The sequence below is a fragment of the Novosphingobium oxfordense genome (assembly GCF_044029435.1).
Lineage (GTDB): Bacteria > Pseudomonadota > Alphaproteobacteria > Sphingomonadales > Sphingomonadaceae > Novosphingobium.
Window position 1 is genome coordinate 1405331 of record NZ_CP147005.1, and the last position, 18459, is coordinate 1423789.

Consider the following 18459-nt stretch of genomic DNA (forward strand, 5'->3'; position numbering starts at 1 on the left):
CTGCGAAGGCAGACCGTCCGCAGCAGTGGGGTCTTGCAAAACACGCCATGGTCGCTGCCGCCAACCCGCTCGCGGTAGAGGCAGGGGTCGAAGTGCTGCGCAAGGGCGGATCGGCGGTCGATGCGGCAGTGGCGATCCAGGCCGTGCTGGGATTGGTGGAGCCGCAAAGCTCCGGCCTTGGCGGCGGCGGGTTCATGATCTTCTACGATGCGAAGACGCGACAGGTGACCGCCTATGACGGGCGCGAGAAAGCCCCCTCCGGCGCGACCAACCGCCTTTTCGTGGATGACGCAGGCAAGCCCATTCCCTTCTACGATGCCGTGCTTGGCGGCATTTCCACCGGCGTACCCGGCGCCATCGCCATGCTGGACATGGCCTATCGCGATCATGGCAAACTGGAATGGGCCGGCCTGTTCGACAAGGCGCATGCGCTTGCGGAAGACGGCTTCATCGTCAGCCCCCGCCTTGCCGGGATGATCCAGTCGCGCGCGCCGCAGGCCTCTTCGCCCGATGCTGTGCGCTATTTCACCAAGCCGGACGGTTCCCGCTACATCGCCGGCGACCGGCTGCGCAACCTGGCCTATGCCCAGACGCTGGAACGGATCGCCAGGTTCGGCGCCTCCGGCCTGCTCACCGGCCCGGTCGCGCAGGACATCATTGCACGCCTGCACGAAGGCCCGCGCCCCAGCACGATGACGCTGGCCGATCTGGCGTCCTACACGCCGCGTTCGGGGCCAGCGCTGTGCAATCCCTACCGCACCTACGTGGTCTGCACGCCCCAGGCACCCTCTGGCGGCCCGGGCCTGCAGATCGCACTTGGCGTGCTGGCCCATACCGACATCGACAAGCGCTCGCCCAAGGACGAGAAGGCATGGTTCCAGTTCGCCCAGGCCAGCCGCCTCGCCTACGCCGATCGTGATCGTTATGTCGGCGATCCCGCCTTCGTGAAAGTGCCGGTGGAAGGTCTGCTCGATCCCGAATACCTGGCCAGCCGCGCCGCGCTGATCGGTGAAAAGGCCGGCCCCGTCACCTTCGGCATGCCAAAGGGCGCGCCCGCTTATGGGCCGGATGCAACGGCGGAACCGGGTGGCACCAGCCACTTCGTGATCATCGATACGCAAGGCAATGTCGTCTCGATGACCACCACGGTCGAAAGCATCTTCGGATCGGGCCGCATGGTGGACGGGTTCTTCCTCAACAACCAGCTGACCGACTTCTCGTTCTCTCCCAACGACACCGACGGAGCGCCTGCCGCCAACGCCCCCGCGCCCGGAAAGCGTCCGCGTTCCAGCATGGGGCCGGCCATCGTGCTGACCCCGCAGGGCAAGTTCATGGCAGCTGCCGGATCGCCCGGCGGCTCGGCGATCCAGGCCTACAACCTCAAGGTGCTGGTGGCGCTACTGGACTGGAAGATGAACCCGCAGGACGCGGTTTCGCTGCCCAACCTGGTGGCCAAGGGCGATACCTACAGCGCGGATCTATTCCCCGATCCGATCATGACCGGCCTTGCCGCACGCGGCATGCCCCTCTCGACCAGCCGGGGCGAGGAATCGGGACTGCAGGCCGTGATCGTCACGCCCAAGGGCTATCTGGGCGGTGCCGATCCACGGCGTGAGGGCGTGGCCCGCGGATTCTGATCGACAGCACGAACAAGCTAAAGTTCGGCGTCTATTTCTGATACCTACGATGGTGTGACAGAACAGACTCCGAAAATCGCGGGCTCAGGCGGGAGCCTGGGCCTGGTGGCCGCCACCGCGCTGGTCATGGGCAACATGATCGGATCGGGCGTGTTCCTCCTCCCCGCCAGCCTGGCGCCATTCGGGTGGAACGGCGTAATCGGCTGGGTGGTGACGATCAGCGGGGCGCTGATCCTGGCCTACGTACTCAGCCGATTGACCCGCGCCCGTCCGCAGGCGGGCGGCCCGGCGGGGTTCGTTACCGATGCCTTCGGACCAACGGTCGGCTTCTTCATCAGCTGGATCTATCTCGTCTCCATGTGGACTTCCGTGGTGGCGATTGCCGTGGCCGCAGTCAGCTATCTTTCGGATATATTTCCACCACTCGGGAAGGGTGAACACATACCCGCCATCGCGGCCATGGCGCTGCTCTGGCTGATGGCCCTGATCAACTTGCGCGGCGCCCGCGCGGCAGGTGGCTTTCAGGTTGTGACGCTGGGCCTGAAGGTCATCCCCCTGATCGTCGTCGTCGTGATCGCCGTGATCGTGCTGAACGACGGCTTCGCCCAGATTGCCCCGCCTGCCCCCGGCAGCATCAGCTTCGGCGCCGTGAACGGTGCTGCCAGCCTGACGCTCTGGGCCTTGCTCGGCTTCGAAAGCGCCAGCGTCGCCGCGGCGCGCGTGCGCAATCCGGAAGTGAACATCGCCCGCGCCACGCTATGGGGCACGGGGCTAACCGGCATTCTCTACCTGATGGTCTGTTCGGCCATCGCGCTGCTGCTGCCGGTCGATCTCGCTGCGCATTCGGCGGCCCCTTTCGCGACGTTCGTCAGCTATTTCTGGCGTTCGGATGCGGCCGTCCTGATCGCCGTATTTGCGGTGATAAGTTGCGTGGGCGCACTCAACGGCTGGACGCTGCTTGAGGCCGAAATGGTGCGTGACATGGCGCATCGCCGCCTGTTGCCTGCCTGGTTTGCAGAGACGGACACGCGCGGCGTCGCCCGGCGCGCGCTGCTGATCTCTACGGTGATCGCCAGCCTCTTCGCGGCGATGAACGCCAGCCGATCGATGCAATCGCTGTTCGAATACCTGCTGCTGCTTTCGACGTCGGCAACCTTGTGGCTCTACCTCGCCTGCGCCCTCTCGGCTCTCAAGCTTGGCATCGGGCGGCCCGCCGCGATCCTTGGCGCGGCCTATGCTCTGTGGACGCTGTGGGGCGCAGGCATCGGTGCCAGCGGCCTCAGCTTCGTACTGATGGCGCTAGGCCTGCCGATCTGGCTGCTGGTTCGCCGCAAGACTGTCGAGGAGCGCGTCTAGCCACGTCGCCACCAGGCCTTCGGCCTCTTCCGGGGTGAACGGCGCTTTGCCAAGGCTGAGTTCCAGCCAGAGCCCGTCGATCAGCGCGGTCAACGCCACGCCGATCAGCCGGGTATCGGCCATGTCCGGCCGGCAGGCGCGGATCAGCGCATCCATGCCGCTGCGGAACTCTCCATAGATGTCTTCATGCAGCCGCCCGATCGCAGGATCCTGCGGCGTCATCGCCCAGAAGGCCAGCCACGTCGCCAGCAGTTCCGGATCGGCGATCGGGGGGCGAAAGCTGGCGACGAGATAGGCAAGCAGCCGCGCGCGGGGATTGTCCTCCGCCGCCTCCACTGCTTCCTCCAGCGCACGCGCCACGCGGTGGCCGGTCCAGCGATAGGCCTCCGCAATCGCATCGGCAACGCCGCCGAAATAGTGCCGCAGCAACCCGGGCGAGACCCCCGCCATCGCGCAGATCGAGCGGACCGAAGTACCCCCCACCCCATGCACGGCGAGGGAACGCGCCGTCGCCTCGATCAGGCTCTGTCGGCGCTCGTCCGGATCGCCCCGCGTGTACGCCGGCGTGTAGGATTGCTTGGTGGTCATCGCGTTGTTATACGATCGTACAATAAGGAGTCGCCCATGGCAACGCAGCTGAAGGACTACGCGGGCAAGGACCCGCTCGATGGCTGGAGCCTGCCGGCCTGGACTTATTCGGACGCCGAGTTCTCTGCCGCCGAAAAGGAACGCGTCTTCGCGCCCAGTTGGCAAGTCGTCTGCCATAAGAGCGACGTTCCGAACGTGGGCGACTGGCATACGCTGGAATACATCGGCGAAAGCGTGATCGTCGTACGCGGCAACGACCGGCAGGTGCGCGCCTTCACCAATGTATGCCGCCATCGCGGCTCACGCGTGGTCGATGGGTCGAGCGGCTGCGCAAAGAAGCTCGTCTGTCCTTATCACGCCTGGGTCTACGACCTCGACGGCCGCCTGACCGGCGTGCCCGACAGCCAGAGCTATCCCGATTTCGACAAGGCCCAGCATGGCCTTGCCCCCGTGGACATCGAAGTCTGGCGCGGCTTCATCTTCGTGCGCCTGGTCGATGATGGCGGCCCCACCGTCAGCCAGATGATGGCGCCTTACGAGACCATGGTCGCCCCCTATCGTTTCGAGGAACTGAAGGCCCTTGGCCGCGTCGTCACTCGCCCGCGCGCGGTGAACTGGAAGAACGTGGGTGACAACTATTCGGACGGGCTGCACATCCCCGTTGCGCATCCCGGCCTCACCCGCCTGTTCGGCCGCAGCTACGGCGTGGAGGCGGAACGGCATGTCGACCGCATGTGGGGCGACCTGATGGACACGCCTTCGGCCAACTGGTCCGAACGCATGTACCAGCGCCTATTGCCATCGGTGCCGCACTTGCCGGAGGATCGCCAGCGCCACTGGCTCTATTTCAAGCTTTGGCCGAACGTCGCCTTCGATATCTATCCCGATCAGGTGGATTTCATGCAGTGGCTGCCGACCGGCCCCGAAACCTGCACGATCCGCGAGATCAGTTACGTTTTCGACGATGACCGCAGGGAAATGCGCGCCGCGCGCTATCTCAACTGGCGCATCAACCGGCAGGTCAATGCGGAGGATACCGCCCTGATCACCCGCGTGCAGGCAGGCATGGCCTCGCGCACGTTCTCGGTCGGGCCATTGTCCGACAAGGAAGTGTGCCTGCGCCACTTCTGCAAGCGCATCCGCGAACTCATTCCCGAGGCCCGCCAGAGCGAGCGGCCCGCGTCCGGCTGGAGCCAAAAATGACCCAGAAGTACGATGCAGTCATCATCGGCGGCGGCCACAACGGCCTCGTCTGCGCGTTCTACCTCGCCCGCGCGGGGCTGAAAGTTCGCATCCTGGAACGCAGGGACGTAGTTGGCGGCGCCGCGGTGACCGAGGAATTCCATCCCGGCTTCCGCAACTCGGTCGCCAGCTACACCGTCAGCCTGCTGCAGCCGAAGGTGATCGCCGACATGCGGCTGGCCGAGCATGGCTATCGCGTAATCGAGCGGCCGATTTCCAACCTGCTGCCGCAGGAAGACGGTGGCTACCTGAAGCTCGGCGGCGGACTGGAGCGCACGCAGGCCGAATTCCGCCGCTTCTCCGCGCACGATGCCGAAGTGCTGCCGGCCTATTACGATTCGCTTGAAGCCGTGGCAGAAGTGCTGCGCGACCTTGCGCTGAAGTCACCGCCCAATGCGGGCGACGGCTGGCGCGGGCTGATCGACGCAGCCTTGCAGGGCCGCAAGCTGGCGGGCCTTTCGATCGAAGCGCAGCGCGACGTGCTGGACCTCTTCACCAAGTCCGCGCGATCGCTGCTGGACAGCTGGTTCGAGAGCGAAGCGGTAAAAGCCGCCTTCGGTTTCGACGCGGTGGTCGGCAACTATGCATCCCCCGATACTCCCGGCAGCGCCTATGTGTTGCTACATCACGTCTTCGGTGAAGTGAACGGCAAGAAGGGCGCCTGGGGTCACTCGGTCGGCGGCATGGGCAACATCACCCGCATCATGGGCGAAGTCTGCCGCAAGCTGGGCGTAGAGATCAGCCTGGAAAGCCCGGTGCATCAGGTGCTGATCGACGGTGGAAAGGTCGCAGGTGTGCGCCTTGAAAGCGGCGAGGAGATCGCCGCCACCCGCGTGATCGCCAATGTCGGCCCCAAGCTGCTCTACGGCAAGATGATCGCACAGAGCGACCTCAATCCCGATTTCCAGCGCCGCATGAAGGGTTTCAAGGCAGGCAGCGGCACCTTCCGCATGAACGTGGCACTTTCCGAACTGCCGAAGTTCACATGCCTTCCCGAACCGGGTGAGCATCACCAGTCCGGCATCATCATCGCGCCGACCCTGGACTACATGGACTGCGCATTCCTGGACGCGAAGACCCATGGCTGGTCCAAGAAGCCGATCGTGGAGATGCTGATCCCCTCGACCGTGGACGACAGCCTTGCGCCCGAAGGCCAGCATGTCGCCAGCCTGTTCTGCCAGCAATTCGCGCCCGAACTGCCAGCCAAGGAAGATGGAACTCTCCGCGATTGGGACGCCGAGGAGGACAAGGCCGCCGATACGATCATCGACACGGTGGAGGAATATGCGCCGGGCTTCCGCGCCTCTATTCTTGGCCGGCAAGTGCTTAGCCCCAAGGGGCTGGAGCGCAAGTTCGGGCTGGTCGGCGGTGACATCATGCACGGTAACCTTACGCTCGACCAGATGTGGTCGGCACGGCCGGTGCTGGGGCACGGCGCCTATCGCGGGCCGATCAAGGGGCTCTACATGTGCGGGTCCGGCAGCCACCCCGGCGGCGGCGTGACCGGTGCGCCCGGCCACAACTGCGCGCACGAGGTGATCGCGGACACCAGGCGATTTGGTAACAGTTTCGCACGGTTCCGCTGATCCAGAGGGTCAGACGATGACCGACTTGATCGCCGCCACCGCCGGGCGCGGCGTCAGGTCGGCATTGAACAGGCCGAAGTTGTTCATCTCGGTGGAGCCGCCCCCGGCAAACAGTTCGTAGATGCTGATGGTTTGAACGGATGAGAGCGCAAGTGCCGCTTCTACATCCGACGCCAGCAATTCGCCCTGTTGCTGCAAGGTGACCGGCGGCGCAGTCGCGTTGCTCGCATCGCCTCCGGTCGTGCGGCCCCATTCGGTGATGACGCCCTTCGCGTGCTTGCCGGCGGCGACCTTGGTCTCGAACTGCGCCAGCTTGTCGGCAGCGGTCAGGTTAGGCTTCGGGTAGATATGGGAATTCCCGTAGGTGGTGAATGGCGCCTGCTCCGCCTGCATGAAATCGTTGCTGGCGATCAGCGGGATCGAACGCAGGGCCGGATCGGTACCGATCGCGGCCTTGAAATCCTTGATGAATGCCATGAGCGCCGGCGCATTCCCCTTACGAAACCCTAGCTTCACATCGGTGACGCCGTTGTAGGTGATCGGCCAGAGGTCGGGTTCGTTAGGGAATTCGATGGCCCAGATGCTGCCGGGCGCGGCGGCCGCGAACGCTCTCAGGTCCTGCAGGCTCGTCTCGAGATCCCGCGCCATCAGCGTGAAGCAGAACTTGACGCCCGCTTGCGCCAGACTGAGATAATTGGCCCACCCCGGCGTTCCGCTGTACGGCTCCCGACACCGCATCTTGCGCACACCGCCAAGCTGATCCAGCGCCGGCAGGATATTGGCCGCCTTGTAGAGCGATCGGCCGATCTCCGGGCGCCCCTGCACCATGAACCTGTCGAGCCGGGACGGCGCGGCCTTGGCGATGGTGGGCATGGCCGACACGAACGGCAGGGTTATCGCGGCAGCCACGATCTGACGGCGTGTTAAGGATGTCTGTTCGATGATCACGATCCCGAACCTCTCGATTGTTCCGGCAGGCAGTTTCGCCCGCTCGAACATGAACCCACCTGATGGCGGTTTGGAGCCCCGAGACTGATCCGCTTCGGACCATGTGGCCCATCGAAGACGGGGTGAGTGTGCTTCCGGCGACAAATCGGCCCGCTTCGTCCGGCTTGACGGGCGGTTCGCCCCTTATGCGATTGGCATTGGGGTCGCGCGCCCTCACGTACCCCACAAGGTCGCCAACTGCCTGGATTTGCGTTTGCCCAGAACTTTCATCGCCGAAGCCGCGCGCAAATCCGCCGCGATTTCAATCGCCCGCGTCATCTGCATCTTGGGCGTGGTTTACGTTCACGCCTGGACCGGCCTTACCGGATATGACTTGCAACTGGCCAAGGGCACGCCGCAGGAAGACTTGCGCTGGGTGCTGATGGACGTGTTCGGACGCAGCGCAGTGCCCCTGCTGGGCCTGATATCGGGCTGGCTGGTCGCCTCGTCCAACCGCACGCGCGACTGGCCGACGCACGTAACGCGCAAGGCAAGAACGATCCTGCTGCCGATGGTTTTGTGGAATGCCCTCGCCCTGCTGCTGGTATCCGGCACAGCATGGCTGCTGAGCCTGCCCGCGCCCACCCCGCACTCGTTTGGTTGGGTGTTCGAGGAACTCTTCGTTGCCAGCCGCAATCCCGACATCAACGTGCAGATGCCGTTCCTGCGCGACCTTTTCGTCTGCATGATGGCCGCGCCGCTGCTTGTCAGGCTTGCCAATCCCTGGCTCATCGCGCTCGCGTCGGCAGCGGCCGTCTGCCAGATCCTAGGACTGGGGGCACCCGTGTTCATGCGCGCCTCCATCCCGTTCTTCTTCCTGCTGGGCATCCTTGCGCGGCGGGGCCATGTCGCCGACCGCATTGCCGCCTGGCCGCTGGCCATGGCGCTTGTCCCGTTCGCCCTGCTGACTTGCGCCCAACTCTATGGATCGCTGCGTCTGGATGTCGATCCGGCAACGCCGGAAGCGGCCACGCTGGATCTTTCCGTCCGCATCGCCGCAGCCGTGGCCTATTGGCGCCTGTCATGGGCGCTGTCGGATAGCCCGGCGCGCGCATTCCTGCTGCGCATAGAGCCTTTCGCCTTTTTCCTGTTCTGCTCCCACCTGATCCTGATCTGGCTTGGTGGGCCGCTGCTGGGCGCGCTGTTCGGCAAGCTCGGCTCGCCGCTCTATCCGGTCTATCTGCTGACGCAGCCGCTGATCGTGCTGTTGACGGTGATCCTGCTGGGCACCCTGCTGGTTCGCGCAGCGCCGGGACCGGCAAAGGTGCTCAGCGGCGGGCGCCTTTCCGCCGGCTGAGCTATTTTTCGAGCACGCCCGCCTTCATCACGTGGGAGACATTTTCCAGCACGCTGACATCGCGCAGGGGATCGCCCTCAACCGCGATCATGTCCCCGAACTTGCCCAGCGCGATCGAGCCCAGTTCGCTTTCGTGGCCGATGAGCGTGGCCGCATCGATGGTCGCCGCCCGGATCGCCTGCATCGGCGTCATGCCGTACTTGACCATATAGGCGAACTGGCGCGCGTTCAGGCCATGCGGATAGACGCCGGCATCGGTGCCGAAGGCCAGCTTCACGCCCATCTTCACGGCCTTTTCGAACCCGTTGCGCTGAGCCTGCGTGGTCTCGCGGTTCTTGCGCAAGTATTCGGCGGGCCAGCCTTGCTTGGTGCCCTCCTGGTCGATCCAGTCCCCGTCGTAGATGTCCATCACCAGCCAGACGTCGGCATCCTTGGCCATCTGCAGGCCTTCGTCGTCGATCAGGCTGGCATGCTCGATCGAATGCACGCCTGAACGGATCGCCGCCTTGATGCCTGCCGCACCGTGGGCATGCGCGGTTGCGTAGGAGTGGCGCTCCTTGGCGACGGCCACCACCGCCCGCATCTCGTCCTCGGTCAGTTCCACCTGCCCCGGCTCCGTACCCACGGCCAGGACCGCTCCGGTGGCGATCATCTTGATGAAATCGGCACCCTGCTGGAACAGGAATTCCGGCTTGTCATGCGCTTCCTGAACATTGCGGATCACGCCATAGCGCATGTCTGCCGGAAGCTGATCGTTGGGGATCACGCCGTTCAACTCGCCGCCACCACCGGGCTTGGTGATATAGGCGCCCGCCACGAACATGCGCGGCCCCGGCACGTCGCCCGCGGCAATGGCATCGCGCAAGGCCACGTCGGTCAGCCCGCGATACGTGCCGACATCGCGCACGGTGGTGAACCCGGCGTCCAGCGTCACCTTGGCATTGTGGGCGCCGATCAGGGCCGTGAGCTGCGGGGAGGTCCGGTAGGGCGCGGCGATATCCGCGCTTTGCCCGGTATCGGCCAGGTGCGTGTGCACGTCGATCAACCCGGGCAGCACGGTGTAGTTCGACCAGTCCACTTCCTTCGCGCCCGAAGGCGTTTTGCCGCATGCGTCGACGCGGGTGACGCGCCCGTCGGTCACCGTCACGCACTGGCCGGTACGCGTGGTGCCGTAGTCGACGTCGATCAGCCGCCCGGCGCGCACATAGACCGTGTCCGCCATGGCGGGCGTTGCCAGAACGCCCGCCATGATCACCGGGAGAAACGCCCCCTTCTTCACTCCCCAACCGCTCACTTGCCGGCCAAATCCTTGTACATCGACAGGTAGTAGGTAAGGTCCGGCCGAATATTCATCAGCGAGATACGCTCGTTCAGGCCGTGGGCGAATTCATCGGAATCCTTCATCATCGATGCACTGGCGCCGTAGCTGGGCACGCCTACCGCACGATACCACATAGAATCCGACGCGCCCGACGCCTGCGAAGGGATAATCGGTACCGGTCCCCAGGCCGCCGTCACCGCCTTGCGTGCTGCGTCAACGAAGTCAGGCCGCATCGGCGAGGCCGGAGCCATAGTGGAATCGTCGCCCGTCGCGTCGCTGAACTTGGCGGCGGGCATGGCGGCCACCTTTTCCAGTTCCGCCATGATCTCCTCACGCGTGTGGCCGGGGAAGATACGGCAGTTGATGTTGGCGGTGGCGCGCTGCGGCAAGGCGTTGCGGGCATGTCCGCCCGACAGCATCGTCGGCACGCAGGTCGTGCTGACGCGGCCCACGGTCGCCGGATCGGCGCGCAGTACTTCCAGCGCGGCCGGATCGTTGGGATTGGCCGCGAAGTCGCGCATGGCCTTGGCCTTCTTCGGATCGGCCTCCAGCTTGGCGGCCTCCGTCCAGTAGGCACGGGTCACGTCGTTCAACTCGGGCTTGAACTTGTAGGCGCCGATGCGGGTCAACACTTCGGAAAGCTGGACGATGGCATTGTCCGGGCGCGGCGCGGAACTGTGGCCGCCGGGGTTGGTCACTTCGATCTGGTAGTCGATGTAGGTCTTCTCGGCGCCCTGCCAGGTCCAGTAGAGCGGCTTGCCCGTCTCTTCGGACAGGGTGCCCGAAGCGCCATCGACATTGAGCACGAGTTCGGCGTTCTTCAGCTTCTCCGCGATCAGCTTGGAGGTCGCCATCGAGGTTTCCTCGTCGCCCGAATAGGCGATCACCAGCGAGCGCTTGGGCTTGAAGCCTTCCTTGCGCAGCTGGATCATCGATTCCATCGCCAGAACCGCTTCGAACTTCGTGTCACTGGCGCCGCGCCCGAAAAGGTAGCCGTTCTCTACCACCGGGGTGAAGGGATCGCGCTGCCAGTCCGCCGCCTTGGCTTCCACCACGTCCATGTGCGCGGAAACGACCAGCGGCTTCAGCGACGGATCGCTGCCCTTCCACGTGGCGATCAGGTAGGCCGTGTCCTTGTAGGGCACGATCTCGATATCATTGGCGCTCCAGCCCGCTTCGATCAGGCGCTGCTTGAACAGTTCGGCCACTTGCGGGGTCTGATTGCCCTCCCCTTCGACCGAGCGCAGGGCAATGGCCTTCTTGGCCATGTCGAGCACGTGCGCCTCGGCATCGGGATAGGCCTTGGGTGCTGCCTGTGCGGAAGTCGAAGAGAGCGCGATGGCGCCGAACGACGCCACGGTAAGAACGATATGCCTCATGGAAATTGCCCTGCCCTGAAATGCGATTTTGCCCGAAGGTTCTACTGCTGGGGCGACGAGAATCGCCCCCGATGTCAACACTCTGTCGCATTCGCAGGAGCCGCGCACCTGTTTTGGTGCGCGGCTAAAAACTTGGCATGCTCTCAGGCGATATCGAGCGCGCCGGTCAGGTCTCCCGGCGCCACACCGCTGGCTGCGAGCATCGCATCCTCGCGCATCTTCAGGCCCTCCAGCTTCTCCAGGCCGAACCTGCGGGTGATGAAGCGGGCGATTGATCCGGTGTCGTAGATCGTGTGATCCACGGTGCCCTTCTTTGCGTGGGGCGAGACGATCACGGCGGGAATGCGCGTCCCCGGTCCCCAACGGTCGCCCTTGGGCGGGGCGACGTGATCCCACCAGCCGCCGTTCTCGTCGAACGTGACGACGATCAGCATCTTTTCCCACTGCGGGCTTTCACGCAGGGCGTCGATGACGGCAGCGATATGCCGGTCGCCCGCGTCGATGTCCGAATAGCCGGCGTGCATGTTGAGGTTGCCCTGCGGCTTGTAATAGCTGACCGCCGGAAGCTTGCCCGCCGAAGCATCGGCCAGGAACTTGTTGGTGCGCGCCGTGCTGCCCTCGCCGCCGTCACGCAGGAACTTCGCGCGATCGGAAGTGCCGGGCGCGAAGCGGTCGTAGTAGTTGAACGGCTGATGATGCGGCTGGAAGTTCGGGCGCGAGGGGAACGAGGCGTCGTTCATGTGCCCTTCCAGCGCGGCATTCCAGCCGCCCGCATACCAGGCCCAGTCCACGCCCTTTGCCGAAAGCATGTCGCCGATGGTCTTGTGCTTTTGCGGCACCAGCGTGTTGGCGCTGGCGGCATTGGCGTAACCGGGCTTGTCCGCATCGAGTTCATAAGTCGGCGCATACGGCGGCAGCATCGTGTTGACCGCCCAGAAGTCCGGCGAAAGCGTGCTGGGGCCGAACACCGCCGGGCCGTCGATGGCGCTGGCCGGCGTCTTGGGATCGAGCTTCAGGCGGGTGCCCTTGGGATCGCCGCCTTCCAGCTTGGCGATCTTCTTCGCGGCGGGGCTCTTGTCCGCATCGGGATAGAACGGCGGCTGCGCGCAGATCAGGTACTGGTGGTTGAGGAACGATCCGCCGAACGCGCCCATGAAGAAGTTGTCGCAGAGCGTGAACTCGCGCGCGATCTGCCAAAGGCGAAGCTGGGCGCGCATGTCGCCGTAGTGGCCCATCACCAGCGCACCGCTGTCACCCCAGGCGACGAACTGATCGTTGGCGCCGCCGTTGATCTGCATCTGGTTGTGGTAGAACGCGTGGACCAGATCGCGGGTGACAAGGCCGTGCGGCAGCGGATCGCCCTCCGGCGTCTTCAGCGCGAAAGGACCGTTCGGGATCGGCGCAAGATCGTCCGGCCCGATCTGGTATTCGGTATGCTCCACCACCTGCTTGGACGGCACCAACCCTTCCCAGACCTGGGGCAGCTTATCCATCACTTTGCCGTCGCGGTCGCGCTGGCGGGTGCGCTCGGCCGGCACTTGGGAGAGCGGCTGCTGAAGGCCGGGGAAATCCGCGAAGAGGTTGTTGAAGCTGCGGTTCTCCGCAAAGATCACCACGACCGTGTCGATCGCCGCGCGCAGCTTGGCATCGCTGACCGGGCGCGAGGAAGATCCCTTGGCCGGCTTGGCTTCGGCGGTCTCAACCGCACCGCCGGCAACGGTGGCAGCACCCAGCGCAGCAGCCAGGCCGCCGAGGAAATCGCGGCGATCCGGATTACCGGACTTCGGCTCTACGGGATCGGAATCGGACATTTGGGGGGATCCTTGCGGGTATGGGAAACCGGCACTCTGTGGGACGGTGACTGCCCCCGCGTCAACCGTCCCACTCGGTAATTTTCAGGCCGTTTCGGCAGCGTTCTCAGGCCTTGGCAAAGCGCCGCTCGCCCCACTTGACGGCCAGTGTCGTGCTGTCCGTATTGGCGGTCGTGCGTTCGGCGATGGTCGACATGAAGTGCCAAGTGCCGCGCACCTGATCGGGCATCACGTCCAGCGAGACATAGCCGCGACGGCTGACGTCGGTGAACGCCAGCCCCGGATTGGCCTGCCGCATCGCACCGGCCAACGCGCTCGGCGCCGCGCCGGGCAGATAGGCCTCGTAGCCCGGCGAAGTGACCGAGTGACCGGCATATTCTACGCCAACCGCAGAACCGCCGCTGGAAAGCTCGTTGCCCCAGGCATTGTGACTGTCGCCCGACAGCACCACGAGGTTGCAATCCGCTTCCCGTGCGGCCTTCAACAAACGCTCGCGGGCGGCAGGATAGCCATCCCAAGAATCCATGTTGAACGGCAGGCCCACCTTGGCCGCAGCGGCCGCCGCCATCAGCGCCCCGCGCACCTTGGGATCGCCGCCCGCCGGAACGAAATCGGCAAGCGCGGCCGGGGACTGGAGCGTACCCATGACGATCTGCTGAGCAAGGATCTGCCAGCGCTTGCCCGCCTTGGCAGACGTGGCGAAGCCCTTGTAGAGCCAGTCTTCCTGCGTCGCGCCCATCAGCGTGCGATCGGCAGACATCCACGGCCCGTCACGGAACGCCAGCAATGCCTTGGCAACATCCTGCTGGCCCACGAAGGCAGAGCCGAGGTCCAACTGCTTCATGCGGGAGGAAACGCGCGTCTCCGGCCGGAATAGCGTTGCCAGCGATCCGATCTCGTAGCTGCTCCAGTCCGCGTCGGAGATCGGCATCCATTCGCGATAGGCCTTCTCCGCCGCCGCCTTGCGCACGGACCATGGGCCTTCGGTTTCCGGCTGGTGGTTTTCGGCGCCATCCTTGTAGGCGTCGTTCGCGAATTCGTGGTCGTCCCACTGCGCGATCATCGGGAAGCGGCGATGGAGCGCGCGCAAGTCCGGATCGAGGCGATAGCTGGCATAGCGCAGGCGATAGTCGGCCAGGCTGACGATCTCGTTCGCCGGCTCGATCGGGCGGCCTGCCATCGGATGTTCGGGATATTCGCCCAGCTTGTATTCGTAGAAATAGTCGCCGACGTGAACCATCAGGTCCAGATCGTCCCGCGCCGCCGCATGGGCATAGGCGTTGAACCAGCCGAACGGCATGTTCGAGCACGAGAACAGACCGATGCCGAAACGCTTGACCTCGCCCACCGGCAGGGTGCGGGTGCGGCCCACCTCGCTCATCGTGCCGTCGGGCGCGATGAAGCGATAGAAGTACCACTTGCCCGGTTGCAGCCCGGCCACCACCAGCTTGGCGCAATTGTCGCGGGCGGGCGAGGCGACCACCTCGCCCCCGCTCACCACCTTGCGGAAGCCATCGTCCTCCGCAAGTTCGCAGCGCAGCTTCGTTTCCGCGCTTCCGACATAGCGCGTCCACAGCAGCACGGAGTTTGCCGCAGGTTCACCGCTGGCAACGCCATGAGTGAAGCCGCGCGCCGTCAGGATCTGGGCAACGCCGGGCGTCGAAAGCGCGGCAAGGCCAAGGGCGCCGACCTTGATCAGAAGGCGGCGGTCGAGAGCGAAGGTCATCGGGGGTATGTCCTGTCGACTGAGAGGGGTCAGTAACGCGCGGTGAATTCGATGCCGTAGGTGCGAGGCTCCGCCGGGATGAAGGTGGGGTGACCGAACGATCCGCCGGTGTTGCCGGCATCCAGCAGGTACTTCTCGTTACCCAGGTTGCGCGCAAAGCCCGCGACCTGGAAACGCCCCTCCATGAACGAGACGCCGCCGCGCACGTTCACCAACGTCACCGCGTCCTGGCTGATCGCTTCGGTGTTCGGGATCTCGAAATAGATCTTGCTGCGGTAGGTCACGCTGGGCGTCAGGAACACGCTGGTGTTCTGGGTAACCGGCACGTTCAGGTTGAAGCCCGCCGCCCACTGCCACTTGGGCTGGAGGCGGAACTGGTCACCAGCATAGACGCCGTTCGATGCGTTATTGTCGATCCCGCCGCTGATGAAGCCCACGTTGCCGAACGCGCTCAGCCAATTGGTGAACTTCGCCTCCAATTCGGCCTCGACGCCCAGGTTCGATGCCGAACCGGCGCTGCGGGTGACGCTCTGCCCGTTCTCGATCACTGAGACCTGGAAGTTGCTGTAGTCGTCATAATAGACGCCCAGCGATCCGGAGAAGATGCCCGCCGAACCCTTGATGCCCGCTTCGTAGTTCCACACCGTCTCCGCCTTGATCAGGTCGAGATCGGCGACCGGCCCGGTAGCGGCCGAAAGCTGCACCACCGGCGAGCGGCGGCCTTCCGAGATCGTGGCGTAGAGGTTGAAGTTCGGCGTCAGGTGATAGAGCGCATTGAAGCGCGGCAGCACGGCGGCGTAGGAGCGCTGAGCGTAATAGGTTTGGCCATCGGTATCGACCAGCGGCAGCAGCGGCTGGCCATAGACCGGCGCATCAGGCTGGTAGGCCGAATAGCCCGAACGGCGCTTCTCGATCAGCACGCGCGCACCGGCGGTCAGTTCCAGCTGCGGCACCGGCTTGAAGGTGACGTCGCCGAACACCGACCATGACTGGTTGCGGCCCTTGTTCTCATACCAACTGGAATAGGGCACTGCGCTGTAGGCGCCACTCGTCAGGTAGGACGTGGCCAATGCGCCCGTCGCCACGTTGGACGAATTCACGCAGCCCAGCGCGGGGATCAGGCCTGCGGTGCATTGAAGGTAGGTGCCCACTTCGGAAGAGAACGGCACGTACTGGTAGCTGTCTTCGATGAAATAGTTCCACCCGAACGAGGCGCGCCACTGGTCGTCGCTGTAGGTGAAGCGGCCTTCGTGGCTGGCCTGCCAGCCCTTGGCGCGCTCGGCGAATTCCAGATACCAGGCGGCCGAGCCATCGGCATCGAACACTTCCAGCGCGTCGAAATGGCGATAGCCGTTGACGGTGGTGAAGTTCCAGCCGTCCGCGAAATCCCAGCTCGCAGTCAGGTTCACGTCATAGACGTCACGGTTGAGGCCCAGCTTGTCGCTGCCCAGAACCTGCGCCGAATAAGGCGAACCGCCTAGGTAGGCCGGGCCGTAGAGGCCATCCACCGCTGTCGAACCCAGATCCTTAGACAGGAAAGGCGTGCCCGAATTGCGCTGGCGATCGTACGTGAAGACGAGATCGGCGGTGAAATTGCTGGTGGGCGTGAAGCGCAGCGATCCGCGCAGGCCAAGCTGATCCTGCGCGTAGAGATCGTCCTGATCAGGCGCGAGGTTCTTCACATAGCCGTCGCGCTTCTTCCACTGCCAGGCGATGCGGCCGGCAAGCACGTCGTTGCCGGCGTTGACGAAGCCTTCCAGGCGATAGGCGTTCAGGTTGCCATAGCCACCCGTCACTTCGGCCGAGAGGCCCGGCTGCGGCTTGGCCGAGACAAGGCTGATCGCGCCGATCGTGGCCGCCGTGCCGAACAGCGTCGCCTGCGGCCCCTTCACCACTTCGATGCGGTCCAGATCGTAGTCGCCCTGATAGGCCCCGCGTGAGCGCGAGATGTCCACGCCGTTGTAGTACAGCGTCACACGCGGTCCCTGCTGGGCGGAGCCGCTGTCGGACGTGATGCCGCGGATCACGAAGCCGGGGTTGTTGGCACTCTGGATCTGGATGTTGAGGCCGGGGATGTAGGCCGAAAGCTCTCCCAAGTCGGTCACGCCCAACTGGCGCATGCGTTCGCCGCTGGCGACCGACAGGGTGATCGGCACGTCGACCGCGCGCTGCTCAACTTTCTGCGCAGTGACGACGATCTGGTTGGAATTGCCGTCAGCATCATTCGCGGCATCGGCCGGTGCGGCAGCCTCTTCGGCAAATGCCGCGCCCGGAATGCCGGCCAGAGCCGTGCCAGCCATCAACGTTGCGATGCAAATACCGAATTTCATTGCCATTTCCCCTGAGCCCTGAAGCGATTTCACGATCGGGGCGTTAACGGCTGGAAATGAAGCTTCAATGGCGATCCATCCCGCTCGGCGCAATCCGGAGTGCATGTGATGCAAGTCACACAGTTTTGACGCTGCGCAGCTTATCGACATTTCCCGGCAGATCGTCGCCATAAGCCTTGTTATTGAGAATGACTTTCATTAGCATAACATCTGAAATCAAAGCCGAGGGGAATTATGGCCATGAATGCAAAGACTGTCATCACTCCCCTCTGCCTGACGCATACCGTCCTTTCGTGCTGCCACCAGGCCGTCACCCTGCACCGGGGACGGCAGCAGTGCCCGCAACGGGGGGCATCGCAATGAAGCCGATTCTTGGCCTGGAGCCGCTGTTCGCCCTGCTGTCGGCGGGGCCCCTCGGTACCGCCGAGTGGACATTGCCGCATTCCGATGTGCAGATCGTTCCCGCACCCGATGGGCACCTCTACCGCCTGCTGGTTTCGTGGCCCGCGGGCGAACCGCCCGCACAAGGCTGGCCGGTGCTCTGGCTGCTCGACGGGGAAGACAACTTCGCCATCGCCACGATGACCGCCCGGCGCTTTGCCGACGTGCATCCGGAAATCGGCAAGGGCGTGATCGTCGCCATCGAATCCGGCCATCGCAGCCGGCGCGTGGAGGACTACACACCGCCCTCCCCCGGCTATTCGATCCCACAAGGCTTTCCTGCATGCGGACTTCCAACCGGTGGGGCGGAGCGCTTTCTCGATCTGATCGATGAGGTGTTCCGCCCACTGGTCGAAGGCCGCTGGCATCTCGATCCGGCGCGGCAGACGCTGGCCGGGCATGGCTTCGGCGGAGTGCTGGCACTCCATGCGATGTTCACCGGCCGGACTTACTCGACGGTCGTCGCGGTAAGCCCCTCGCTCTGGTACGGCGGCGGCAGTCTGGCCGCCGGTGAACGCAAGGCCGATCCCCGCCTGAAGACGCAGCTGCTGATTGCCAACGGCGCGTGCGGAAATGATTTCGACGATCATGGCGGGGCTGCAGCGGAAGCGCTCGCCACCCGCTGGCAAAGGCGCGGCGCGGAGGCAGAACACCTGGCGCTGGACGGAAACTGTCATGGATCGACGATGCTCGCCGCGATGGGCGCGACCATCGCGGCGGCATTCTCGACAGAGCGCTGACGCCCCTTTCCGACAGCG

13 protein-coding genes are annotated in these 18459 nt (G+C 64.6%); 6 read left to right on the forward strand and 7 right to left on the reverse strand.

All coding sequences use genetic code 11. The features are described from left to right. Positions 1 to 47 precede the first annotated feature (47 nt). Positions 48 to 1637, forward strand: a complete 1590-nt coding sequence (locus tag WBP07_RS06490) for a gamma-glutamyltransferase family protein (RefSeq protein ID WP_395394989.1) — start codon at positions 48 to 50, stop codon at positions 1635 to 1637. A 54-nt stretch (positions 1638 to 1691) separates the two neighbouring features. After that, positions 1692 to 2993 (forward strand): amino acid permease, encoded by a 1302-nt coding sequence (locus WBP07_RS06495; protein WP_395394990.1) that lies wholly within the window; start codon positions 1692 to 1694, stop codon positions 2991 to 2993. Here WBP07_RS06495 and WBP07_RS06500 read toward each other — a convergent pair. Beyond that, positions 2937 to 3581: a TetR family transcriptional regulator C-terminal domain-containing protein gene (locus WBP07_RS06500; RefSeq protein WP_395394991.1), complete on the reverse strand. Its 645-nt coding sequence runs from the start codon at positions 3579 to 3581 to the stop codon at positions 2937 to 2939. The two genes, WBP07_RS06495 and WBP07_RS06500, sit on opposite strands and share 57 nt — an antisense overlap. Positions 3582 to 3617: 36 nt before the next feature. Between WBP07_RS06500 and WBP07_RS06505 the strand changes: the two genes are divergently transcribed. After that, a complete protein-coding gene (locus WBP07_RS06505) occupies positions 3618 to 4784 on the forward strand; it encodes an aromatic ring-hydroxylating dioxygenase subunit alpha (RefSeq protein ID WP_395394993.1) in 1167 nt (388 codons plus the stop codon). Further along, positions 4781 to 6409, forward strand: coding sequence for a phytoene desaturase family protein (locus WBP07_RS06510; protein ID WP_395394994.1), 1629 nt, complete (start codon positions 4781 to 4783; stop codon positions 6407 to 6409). Before WBP07_RS06505 ends, WBP07_RS06510 begins: the two co-directional genes overlap by 4 nt. Positions 6410 to 6418: 9 nt before the next feature. Here the strand turns inward: WBP07_RS06510 and WBP07_RS06515 are convergent, their stop codons facing one another. Next, positions 6419 to 7408, reverse strand: coding sequence for a calcium-binding protein (locus WBP07_RS06515; RefSeq protein ID WP_395394995.1), 990 nt, complete (start codon positions 7406 to 7408; stop codon positions 6419 to 6421). 202 nt (positions 7409 to 7610) lie between these two features. On the opposite strand from WBP07_RS06515, the gene WBP07_RS06520 reads away from it, so the two are divergent. Further along, positions 7611 to 8693 carry an acyltransferase gene (locus WBP07_RS06520; RefSeq protein WP_395394996.1) on the forward strand — a complete coding sequence of 361 codons (1083 nt, stop codon included), beginning with the start codon at positions 7611 to 7613 and terminating at the stop codon, positions 8691 to 8693. A gap of 1 nt (position 8694) precedes the next feature. Here the strand turns inward: WBP07_RS06520 and WBP07_RS06525 are convergent, their stop codons facing one another. The 5 genes from WBP07_RS06525 to WBP07_RS06545 form a co-directional block, all read right to left on the reverse strand. Further along, positions 8695 to 9942: an amidohydrolase family protein gene (locus WBP07_RS06525; RefSeq protein WP_395395738.1), complete on the reverse strand. Its 1248-nt coding sequence runs from the start codon at positions 9940 to 9942 to the stop codon at positions 8695 to 8697. 41 nt (positions 9943 to 9983) lie between these two features. Continuing rightward, positions 9984 to 11393: a M20/M25/M40 family metallo-hydrolase gene (locus WBP07_RS06530; RefSeq protein ID WP_395394997.1), complete on the reverse strand. Its 1410-nt coding sequence runs from the start codon at positions 11391 to 11393 to the stop codon at positions 9984 to 9986. Between the two features lie 143 nt (positions 11394 to 11536). Further along, on the reverse strand, positions 11537 to 13204 hold the full coding sequence (gene acpA / locus WBP07_RS06535) for an acid phosphatase (protein ID WP_395394998.1): 1668 nt from the start codon (positions 13202 to 13204) through the stop codon (positions 11537 to 11539). Between the two features lie 106 nt (positions 13205 to 13310). After that, complete coding sequence (locus WBP07_RS06540; protein ID WP_395395000.1) at positions 13311 to 14930, reverse strand: alkaline phosphatase D family protein; 1620 nt, start codon at positions 14928 to 14930, stop codon at positions 13311 to 13313. A 29-nt stretch (positions 14931 to 14959) separates the two neighbouring features. Next, positions 14960 to 17230, reverse strand: coding sequence for a TonB-dependent receptor (locus WBP07_RS06545; protein ID WP_395395001.1), 2271 nt, complete (start codon positions 17228 to 17230; stop codon positions 14960 to 14962). Between the two features lie 389 nt (positions 17231 to 17619). Between WBP07_RS06545 and WBP07_RS06550 the strand changes: the two genes are divergently transcribed. Continuing rightward, the gene (locus WBP07_RS06550; protein WP_395395002.1) at positions 17620 to 18441 is read left to right on the forward strand and encodes an alpha/beta hydrolase; all 822 of its coding nucleotides are present in this window, start codon (positions 17620 to 17622) and stop codon (positions 18439 to 18441) included. The last annotated feature ends 18 nt before the right edge of the window (positions 18442 to 18459 follow it).

What these genes read in the sequence shown, in the direction of transcription:
- WBP07_RS06490 (WP_395394989.1), top strand. Translation starts at nt 48, where the DNA reads ATGGTCGCTGCCGCCAACCCGCTCGCGGTAGAGGCAGGGGTCGAAGTG.
- WBP07_RS06500 (WP_395394991.1), bottom strand. Translation starts at nt 3,581, where the DNA reads ATGACCACCAAGCAATCCTACACGCCGGCGTACACGCGGGGCGATCCG.
- WBP07_RS06505 (WP_395394993.1), top strand. Translation starts at nt 3,618, where the DNA reads ATGGCAACGCAGCTGAAGGACTACGCGGGCAAGGACCCGCTCGATGGC.
- WBP07_RS06510 (WP_395394994.1), top strand. Translation starts at nt 4,781, where the DNA reads ATGACCCAGAAGTACGATGCAGTCATCATCGGCGGCGGCCACAACGGC.
- WBP07_RS06515 (WP_395394995.1), bottom strand. Translation starts at nt 7,408, where the DNA reads ATGTTCGAGCGGGCGAAACTGCCTGCCGGAACAATCGAGAGGTTCGGG.
- WBP07_RS06525 (WP_395395738.1), bottom strand. Translation starts at nt 9,942, where the DNA reads ATGGCGGGCGTTCTGGCAACGCCCGCCATGGCGGACACGGTCTATGTG.
- WBP07_RS06530 (WP_395394997.1), bottom strand. Translation starts at nt 11,393, where the DNA reads ATGAGGCATATCGTTCTTACCGTGGCGTCGTTCGGCGCCATCGCGCTC.
- acpA (WP_395394998.1), bottom strand. Translation starts at nt 13,204, where the DNA reads ATGTCCGATTCCGATCCCGTAGAGCCGAAGTCCGGTAATCCGGATCGC.
- WBP07_RS06540 (WP_395395000.1), bottom strand. Translation starts at nt 14,930, where the DNA reads ATGACCTTCGCTCTCGACCGCCGCCTTCTGATCAAGGTCGGCGCCCTT.
- WBP07_RS06545 (WP_395395001.1), bottom strand. Translation starts at nt 17,230, where the DNA reads ATGGCTGGCACGGCTCTGGCCGGCATTCCGGGCGCGGCATTTGCCGAA.
- WBP07_RS06550 (WP_395395002.1), top strand. Translation starts at nt 17,620, where the DNA reads ATGAAGCCGATTCTTGGCCTGGAGCCGCTGTTCGCCCTGCTGTCGGCG.